Genomic DNA, 10,030 nt, shown 5'->3' with positions numbered 1-10,030 from the left:
ATTTTCAACCGACTCTGCATTTATATTATGCAGCTTAAATGCCGATTAGCTTAAAACAAGAACATTTGAAGCGACGCATTCGCCGCCTTATCAATGATCTCTTTGTTCCAGAGGTAGAAGATAGGCGACGTGCGGCTAAAGAATTAGCAAAAATTGGCGCTCCTGTAAAATCTGGGGTTCCGGCTCTGGTCCAAGCATTGAAAGACAATGATTCTGAAGTGCGTTGCAGTACTACTAAGGCATTGGGCAACTTAAGAAATACATCCGAGCCAGTTTTACAAGGACTACTGATACTTTTAAAAGATAAAAATTATCGTGTCCGTCTCTGTGCCGCTGAGGCATTGGGCAACTTAGGTAATCCTTCTGAAGATGTCCTAAAAGAACTACCAATATTGCTTGAAGATGAAGATTTTCGTGTCCGTCTCTATGCCGCCGAGGCACTAAGTAAATTAGGTCATATTTCACAACCAGTGGTAGAAACGCTACTAACGCTGCTGGAATATGAAGGAAGTATAGATGTGGAATACTCAGATAGTGAGTCTACCTGTCTTCATGCCGCAGAAGCGTTAGTAAATTTAGGTAATACCTCACCACCAGTGCTGCAAACACTACTGCGTTTTTTGAACTCATACTATATATACAGTCTTCCCGCAGCAAAAGTGTTAGTCAACTTAGGCAATACCTCAAAACCCGTATTGCAAAGACTACTGGCGTTACTGAAAGAAGAAGATTCTAGCGTGCGTCTTGACGCCGCTAAGGTGTTAATCAACTCAGGCAATACTTCAAAGGCGGTACTGCAAGCACTACTGGCACTATTGGATGATGAAGATTCTGAAATATATTGCTATGTAATGGATGCATTGGGCGAGTTATGTAATACCTCAGATTCAGTGCTGCAAACACTACTGACACTACTGGATGATGAAGATTTGGGGGTGCGTCTTAACGCGGCAGAGGTATTAGTAAACTCAGGAAACTCCTCTGAATCAGTACTGCAAACACTACTAGAACTAATGGAAGATGAGGAGGCTTGGCTACGTCTTAATGCCGCAGAGGTGTTAGTAAGCTCAGGAAATTCCTCTGAATCAGTACTGCAAACACTATTGGCACTACTGGAATATGGGGATTCTGAAGTATGTGACGAAGCAGCTAGAGTTTTAGAAAAATTACGTAATTTTTCTAAGAATATTTAGAGATTAAATTTACTCAATTGTTGACAAAGTAGATTGCTTTGCTTTAACACAATCCGCACACACCCATTTCTCACAGAACGTTGTCATATCCCAAGCGATCGCCTGTCTTTCAATTACCTTGTTTATCTACTATTAGATACCTCAACTTATGTACTGGATTGCAGTGGAAGGCGTGCGATCGCAGAGAATTATTACTTATTTTCCTCCAATATCAGTGTAGACTCAGCAGTACGCCCAAATTCTTCTGGTGCATATTGCAGGTGGACTTGGGCACCAGGCCAAGAAAATGTACCAGGAGTAACAGAACGGACTAAGTAATGCAGACTATAAACTCCTGGTTCCAGGTGGTCAGCATATGCGATAATGCGATCGCGGTAAATATTCCTAAACCCAAGTTCCCAACTATCGGCTTTTGCTTGTAATGCAGCGGTAGCAGTTTGAAAACTCGCATCCACCGCCTCAAAACCTGATGGTAGCGGATCTTTAATCACTAGATGATCCACAGGATGATCGGCAATAATTTCTAAACCAATATCAAACACTTGTCCAGAGGCTAAACTTAAGGGTTTATCGAAAGCGTAAAGACCTGTTTTCTGTAAAACTTTCTCTTCATTTAACTTACTAATTTCTCGTGTTACCCGTAAACCATTAAATCTGCCTGGTTCATTTCCTTGCAAGCGATAATTATAAGCAACGAGATAATGTAAAGTGCCATTACCTGATTTTTGCAACGTTAAATCATGACGACCACGAGGTAATTTATTCATCGGCACATTTAGCTGTAAACTAGGATTTTGATAGCCATTAAACCGATTTTCTCCTAACTTATTACCAGCTAATTGCACTGTTGCAACAAAATTAGGCGGTGTGGGTTGCAGTTGACTATAATCTACCAAAGCTGTTAACGCTTGGGCGTTATTATAGTTAGTTTGCCATGTGCCATCTCGTCGCAATCCCAGAAGACTTTGGAATAACTTATCTATAACTTCGGGTTTACTCTGCTTGGCAATAAATAAGCGTAAAGCTTGCGCTTGCGTCGTGGTCGATGAACTCATCCAGCCCCAACTACGTGGTAAACTCACAACTGCTGTGCGACCAGTTTCATAGATATTCTGTTGCAGTTTGTTCACTAACTGTTGAGATTCATCTTGCCATTCGGGGAATTGAGATAAGTATCGCGCCAGTTTAATTTGAGTTACTAAATCAAAATTATTACGCTGTTCATAAATATCTGCGAGGAAAGTATTGCGTTTATCGCCCAGTTGTGATAAAGCAATTAAAGCATTAATTTGCAGTTGTCTTTTACATAGTAGCTGTTTGCAAAACTCGTATTCTCCAGGATTCGCCAGAACTTTTTGCAGATAAGTTTTGAGGCGAGACACAATTGCAGAATCGACTAAATTAGGGAACGCCTGACTGGCTTTAGCCAAAGATTCAGCCGCATAAGAAGAAACCCAAGGGTCAGATTTTTCTTGTCCGGGGAAAGCAGCAAAACCACCATCGGCTATTTGCAGTTTTTGTAATTGTTCAATTGCTTGTTTTGCCTGTTGGCTAGGATTAAATCCTGCAAATGTCTGACCATATTTTTGGGCAATAGTTTGGAGATTAGCCGCAATGATTAACTGACTTGCAGCCGGTTCTGTAAACGGTAAATCATCATCTTCTAAAACCTGCTTTGCTGGTGCTTGAATCTCTGGTATCAAAGTACTCGCCAACTGAATATCTAAACCACCTGCATCAGGGAAGGTATTTTTATCAACATTCAAGGGAATTTTTACTTGTTTTTCAGTGACACCAGTTTCAACGACTTGTTCTGTAATTTCAATTGGCTTAATTTCCAAAGGTACTTCAAAAGCATCTGTGGCTGTATTATTTAGCTGAGTGGTAAAGCGAACTTTACCAACTCCCACACTATCCGCCACCATTGGAAAGCGATAAGCATGAGTTGCAGATTCAGCTTTGGTTTGCAAGGAAGTAGTTGTAGGGTTTTTGTCAGCAAACTTCACGTTACGGCTAAGTTCGCCATTAATTGAGAGATTTCCTGTATTCCCAGTGTTGTTAGTTACAGATAAACCAGCAAGGATGCGATCGCCTGGACGGGCAAATTGTGGCAAGATGGCATTAGTTAGTAGTGGCTTGGTGGTGATAAACGTCGCGTCTCCATTGCCGAAACGCAGATTTCCATCAGTAGCAACAGCCATTACCCGCCATGTAGTTAAGTCATCGGGGAGTTTAAAGGTTATCTGTGCATTACCATTAGCATCGGTAAGGACAGAACCGTTGTAGTAAGCTAAGGCTTTAAAATCTGTGCGGGTGCGAGTATTTGCTGCACCAGTTGAGAAACCACCACCATAACCCCAACCTTTCGGTTTAGCTACATCTTGTGGTTGTAATATGACATCTGGACGATTATCGCTAAAGCGGGTAGATATTGGCTGTTCTGCATAAACTGTATCTACCAAATCTGGCGGACGATAACCAGAAAGTTGTAACACCGCTTCATTTACCACCATAACTGTAAACTGCCCTTTGGTGGGATTTCCTTGATTGTCCTTCAGTTCTAGTTGTACTGTTTCTTCTGCACCAGGTTCTAATGATGCTTGCACTGGCTTAACTTGCAGTTTTAAATACTTATCTTCTAAATTAACTTTAAAAGGCGTAAAACCAATTTTTACCAAATTGTCTAAACTTCCCGCTTCCACTTGGTTGATGGGTTTACCTTGCCTTACTAATACAGCTTCAATGGCTGCATTTGGCAGCATTTCTGGCGTAACTTGAAACTGAATTTGTGGTGCGCCGCCCTGAACCTTGGTAATTTGCTGATAAAGAGGTTTGTCTTTAATTACAGCAAAGTATAATTCTGCATCTGGATAGGGAGATTGAATTAATGCAGTAGCAGTTTCACCGGGTTTGAACTCTTTTTTATCCAGCTTAACTTCTAAGACATCTCGTTCTCTGGAACCCCAAAATACTTGATTACCTCCAGTCGCCCAAATTTGTGAATCTGTGGCACTTAATTCGTTTTTGGCATCGCTAAAATTCACTCTAATCCGATATGAACCAGATTCCGGTGCTGTTAAGTTTACCGATTGCGGATTGTTAGCAGATGTAATTTCTGCTTGTCCAACTGTTTTATATTCAACTTGATTTTTTGGTGTTCGGCTACCTTCTACCAACTGCGTGACGCTGCTGTATTTAATTTGTTGTAATTCCAGCCGCACCCGTTGACCTGTTATCGGTTTTCCTGTAGGGTCAGTAACAATCGCTTCAATAGGAAAAGCCTTACCAGCATCAGCGATAAAATTAGTTTTTAACCCGATGAGGCGATTACTTGGTAAGGCTGTAAAAGTTTTGGAATTTGCTACAGACAGATTAGAAACATCTGCAACTTGCACATCCACCCGGTAAGTCATCGGATATGGTAAATCATTAGCCACATTCACAGTTTGACTACTTTTACCATTAGCATCTAGTTGGGCATTAGTTTGTAATACATCACTAGATATAGTAGGAGTTTCTTCTGGCCATAGCCACTGTCTACCAAAAGCAAATTCCTCCCAACCTTTAGGAACAAAATTAGATTGCTGGCGAGTAATAAAGTATTTTGCTTCTCCACCTTCTACAGGTGGGCCAAACAAATAATTGCTTGTAGCTTTAATATCAACTTTTTCATCAAGGAAAGCAAATTCTTTATCTAAGTTGAGTTCGACTTTAAAGTTGGGTGGCTTAAACTCAGCTACTCGAAATTCTCCAGATATTTCTTGTCCATTCTTCCCCTTAGCCTGGATTGTATGGTAACCTAAGCGTTGAGTTGCCTTGATTGGCAGTTCTAGAGAAAATGTACCAAAGTCATTTGTAGTTTGCGTGCCTAAGTTGGTCTTTTGTCCATCAGGATTTACCAAAGTTAATTGGTAAACAGCATTTTTATCTTGCTGGATTGTGCCATTTTGTAAATAGTCCGCGAAACCTGTTAACCAAGCTTTTTCGCCTGGTTGATATAACTGTCTATCTGAGAAAATTACCCCACGCGATTCTGGCTTACCATTTTGCCAACCTGCATCAATACCATAGCCATAAACACCGCTATATTCTTCAGTTCTAGCAAATGCCCAATCTTGATTTTCACGGGCAATTACTAATAATTCTGGTGATTTAATAGAACTTTGATTACCAGAACTACATTGCTGTAGCTCTTCACGATTAACTCTAAAAATTCCATTTTCATCAGTTTTACCTGTTGCACAAGGTACAGGTTCAGGGCGCGATTGTGCTTGTAATTTTGATTGATAAATTTCAATAGCGCTATTTTTCACTGGCGAACCATCTGTAAGATGATTGACGCGAATTAAGCCAGACTCAGGAAACCACTGAGTAAATACGCCCAAATTCGTCAATTCAACCAAGCCATAAGTCGTAGGTTCGCGCCATAGTTCCTTCCCATTCTCCTGATATTTATTAGTGCGGGCTTGCACTCCATAAGCTAACATTCCCGTAGCCGCACTTATTTTTTCCCGCAGAGGAACAGCAACGTCAACTGATTGATTTTTATTACCCGATACCTTAAAGCTTTGCCAATCAGAGGGTTTTGGTAATAAATCATTACCATAATTGAAATAAACTAAATCTGTTGGTTTAACTACTCGATAAGCTGCTTTATATTTTGATTCTGGCAAGTTGACTGTACTAATATTTAACTGTAAATCTTTACCAGTGGGGAAAATATTTAAATCTGATGGTACCCAGATATCCCCAGCTAAATCTCCAGTATCGTATTTAAGTGTGACAGGTTTACCCAAAGTCTGCCCAAACTTATCTTTGAGATTTCCGCCGATAGTAATTGTATAAGTCTTAGCGGGTTCTAGCGCATAAGGATTAATGCCAACAATTTTATCTTCATCGTTTACTTGCAGAATTCTCGAAATGTCTTTTGGTGCCGGATTAATGGTAATGTTTTCTTTAGCTGAATCTGCTAATAATATGTTATTAAATTCTAGCTGAGGACTACCTTTAATAAATCTTCCAAAAGTTCCGCCTGCATCTGGCTGTCCGTAAAAGTTAATTTTCTGAAATGCCAAAGGCGAATAAGTTGCTATCTTAGTGGCAAATTCTTTCTCTGTAGGGAGATTACCATAAGCAGGACGTATTCCGGGAGAAAACACCAGGCGATAACGGGTTGCTTTTTCGAGATTTTGCTGTGGTGTGAGGTTATAAATCCAGTTGCGTGCTGAAGGGTCAAATTTTTCTAAAGGGTCTTCTTCGTTTTTTAATGGTTTTTCTTCTTTGTTTAATTCAACTTTAAAACCTGTACCTTTACTTTTACCTTCGGGAATTAACTGTAAATGTTCTTGTACAGAAGCTAAATCTAATTCTACATTGGAAGTAAACTGTAACTTTTCTTGTAAATCAATTGGTTCAGCATCAGCCTTTTCAATGGGATTAACACCGGGTAAATTAGTCAGGTTAATAGATTCGGTATTAAATGTCCAAGGTAAATCTTTGTCTAGGCGATGACTTTTTAAATCAGCTAAACCGGCTTTGAGAGTAACTTGGAATCTTGTTGCTATTGGTAGTGCTTTATCAGGTTGAAAACCCACCATGCGCGGTGTCAAAAAGCGAAATTGGCCAGGTAAAGGTGGCGAAAGCGCAAATTTTTGTAATAATTTCTGCTGTTCTGGACTATCAAGACTTTCAACTGGGATTAAAGCTTCTTTAAAACGGATGCGGATTTGGTTAAGAGGTTTAGCATCCCCAATAGGACTAATTTGTTCAATCCAGTCTGGTAATTTCGGCGGTGTGAGTGGAGATACTGTTGGTAGTTGTTCTTTACTTGAGTTTATACCAAAAAAATTACACCCTGCCATCCCTAATATAAATGTAAAGAGAAGAACAAACTGTATTGTTTTTTTCCGGCTTGAAGAATGTACAGTTTTTTTGAATGAACCTCTAAGGATGTCAAGAATGCGATAGGTTATTTTATGGTAAAAACGCAGTAAAACTCTGATAATCATCTTTCTAGTAATTAAAAATAAAAAATCACAAAATTATAGCAAATAAAAATTTGCATTCCTTCATAAAGTGAGCAATGCCCAGACTGATAAAGGACGCAAGATAGCTAGTTATGTTACCTAAACTGTGGATATAACGGATGTTTATTTACATAGATAACTAATCCAGTGTTATTGTTCCAAAAATGACTACAATTCTTAACTCTAAATATTTAAATTTCGTAAAAACTGATTTACATCTGCTAAGTTATGACAAATGAAATATTAAGGATTTGACATATTTACTGATGTAGATGTAATCACCGCGTCAAAATTAAGGTAGGTTTTTTTGGGCAGGGGATTCCCTGATGAAACTAATTTTACGATCGCTACTCAAAATTAAGCACAGTAAAATTATCCTGGCTGTGCTAGTAATCTGTCTGGCTGTACGCTTGCTACCTTATTTTGCGCCCATTCGGGCCGCAGACATTGCCCAAAATCAACTGGCAATGCAATTTAGCGATCGCAATGGTTTACCATTAGGAACATTACTCACCCGTGACCAAGAGCATACATCAGTAGTACCACTAAATCAGGTTTCGCCCCAGTTTATCCATGCTATTTTAGCCGCCGAAGATGGCAGCTTTTACCATCACGGGGCGTTGGATATGAAAGCTGTTATCCGCGCCAGCAAAGAAGCCATCCACGCCAAACGAATTGTTTCCGGCGCTTCCACTATTACTATGCAGTTAGCGCGGATGTTAGAACCAGTCCCGCGAACTCTGTCAGGTAAAATGCAAGAGATTTGGCTATCTTGGCGGTTAGTAGCAGGGATGAACAAAGATGAAATTCTCTCTGCATATATCAATCGGTTGCCAATGGGAGGCAATATATATGGTGTGGAAGCAGCCGCGCAGACTTATTTTTCCATCCCAGCTAGTGAGTTGAATCTTGCTCAAGCTAGTTTGTTAGCTGCTATTCCTAATAATCCCACATACTTTAATCCTTATGAACATTGGGAACGATTAAAGCAGCGACAAAAATACGTTCTTAATAGGATGGTACAGGAAAAGTATATCAATGGTGCGATGCCTACGGCGGCAAGCTACGCAGCCCGAACATCCGCCGAAAAAGTTGTGTTTCAGTCTAACCAACGAGGAATTATCGCCGCACCACACTTTTTATTTTGGTTAGCCAATCAAATCCCCTCAACTACCCTTGAAAAGGGCTATATTCCCCCCTTATTAAGGGGGGCTAGGGGGGAGCAATCCGTTATTCGCACGACTATAAATCGCCCTTTACAGCAGTTTGTCGAAGCACAGGTGCAACAGGTAATTTCTTCCCTAGCCACTAACAACGTTCATGATGCATCTGCGTTAGTGATTGACAACCACACCGGCGAAGTTTTGGCTTATGTCGGTTCACCTGATTACTTTAATGAAGCCAAACTCGGACGCAATGATGGAGTGCAAGCGCTACGTCAACCCGGTTCTACTCTCAAACCTTTTGTGTATGGATTAGCTTTAGAAAAAGGTTTAATTCGCCCAAATACTATTTTAGCAGACGTACCCGCCCATTATGCAATTCCCGGCGCGAAACTTTACAGCCCCACAGATTACACCGAAAGCTTCCTTGGCCCGGTGCGGGTGCGAATCGCCTTAGCAAATTCCTTAAATGTACCCGCAGTGCGAGTGTTAGAAAAGTTAGGTGTGCAGACTTTCCTCGAACGTCTGCATCAATTGGGGTTTGAACACCTTAATCACACCCCAGAACATTACGGTTTAGGTTTGACTCTTGGTAGTGGCGAAGTCAGTTTATGGGAATTAGCCCGTGCCTACCTGACCATAGCACGACAAGGAGATCCTACCTCTTTAGTAAGCACATTTTCCAATTCCCCACTCCCTACTCCCCACTCCCCACTGCCCAACCACACAATATGGCAATTAATAACTAATATGCTCAGTGATAGCCATGCTCGTGCAACAGCATTTGGTGTAGATTCAGTGTTAAATTTACCTTTCCCCTCTGCTGTTAAAACTGGCACTTCTTCCAATTTCCGTGATACTTGGACAGTTGGCTTTACCACAGATTACACCGTCGCTACCTGGGTAGGCAATTTTAACGGCGAACCGATGCGTCAAGTTTCAGGTGTTACCGGGGCTGCACCCTTGTGGAATCGAATTATGTTACATCTGCATGAAAATCAAGAACCAGCAGCTTTTCCATCTCCAGAAGGTTTAGTGCAATTACCTGTTTGTGCAACTTCAGGGTTACGCCCAACACCAGATTGTACCTCAGTGGTGCAAGAATATTTCTATCCAAAAGATAAAAGTAACTACGAAAGTGAAAATCAATTTAATTTGCCACCAGAGTATGATGAATGGTTGGCAAAACAACAGCAATCGAATTTTACTTCTACCAATTTGAGAATTTTATCTCCGCATCATGGCGATTTATTCTTACTTTATCCAGGTGAAGAAGCGAAGCAAAAACTCGAATTTAAGCTAGTAGGAAATAAATCTGCGCCTGTAGAGTGGTGGCTGAATGGTGAAAAACTAAATACAAACTCAGCTAATTCTTTATTTTGGAATTTGCGTCCTGGTAAGTGGACTTTGGAAGCGAGAAGTGAAGAAATGAGTGACAAGGTAACTTTTCGGGTGGAGTTAGCCAGTATTAAACCCACGCGTCGAGGATTTTCTGTGTCTCCCAGAATTTAATTCTGAGTTCTGGCTTCTAGCTTCTGAATTCTGGTTTGTTATACCAATTCTCCAAAATGAGTCAACAGATGTAAATGTTTCTTAATTGCGAATTGCGTTAGCGCAGCGTTAGCGAGTCTTCGAGCGTCATTGCGAA

General features: G+C 40.6%; 3 protein-coding genes. 2 read left to right on the top strand and 1 reads right to left on the bottom strand.

From position 1 onward, the window contains the following. The first annotated feature begins 38 nt into the window (after positions 1 to 38). On the top strand, positions 39 to 1,193 hold the full coding sequence (locus VB740_RS33985) for a HEAT repeat domain-containing protein (RefSeq protein ID WP_323204222.1): 1,155 nt from the start codon (positions 39 to 41) through the stop codon (positions 1,191 to 1,193). Between the two features lie 191 nt (positions 1,194 to 1,384). Here VB740_RS33985 and VB740_RS33980 read toward each other — a convergent pair whose 3' ends face one another. Then, positions 1,385 to 7,054, bottom strand: a complete 5,670-nt coding sequence (locus tag VB740_RS33980) for an alpha-2-macroglobulin (protein WP_323204221.1) — start codon at positions 7,052 to 7,054, stop codon at positions 1,385 to 1,387. Between the two features lie 491 nt (positions 7,055 to 7,545). Between VB740_RS33980 and pbpC the strand changes: the two genes are divergently transcribed. After that, positions 7,546 to 9,894, top strand: coding sequence for a penicillin-binding protein 1C (gene pbpC / locus VB740_RS33975; protein WP_323204220.1), 2,349 nt, complete (start codon positions 7,546 to 7,548; stop codon positions 9,892 to 9,894). The last annotated feature ends 136 nt before the right edge of the window (positions 9,895 to 10,030 follow it).

Origin of the sequence: Nostoc sp. UHCC 0251, assembly GCF_034932245.1 — a bacterium.
Taxonomy (GTDB): domain Bacteria; phylum Cyanobacteriota; class Cyanobacteriia; order Cyanobacteriales; family Nostocaceae; genus Nostoc.
The sequence above is the reverse complement of the archived record's forward strand: the minus strand, read 5'-3'. Positions and strand labels throughout refer to the sequence as shown.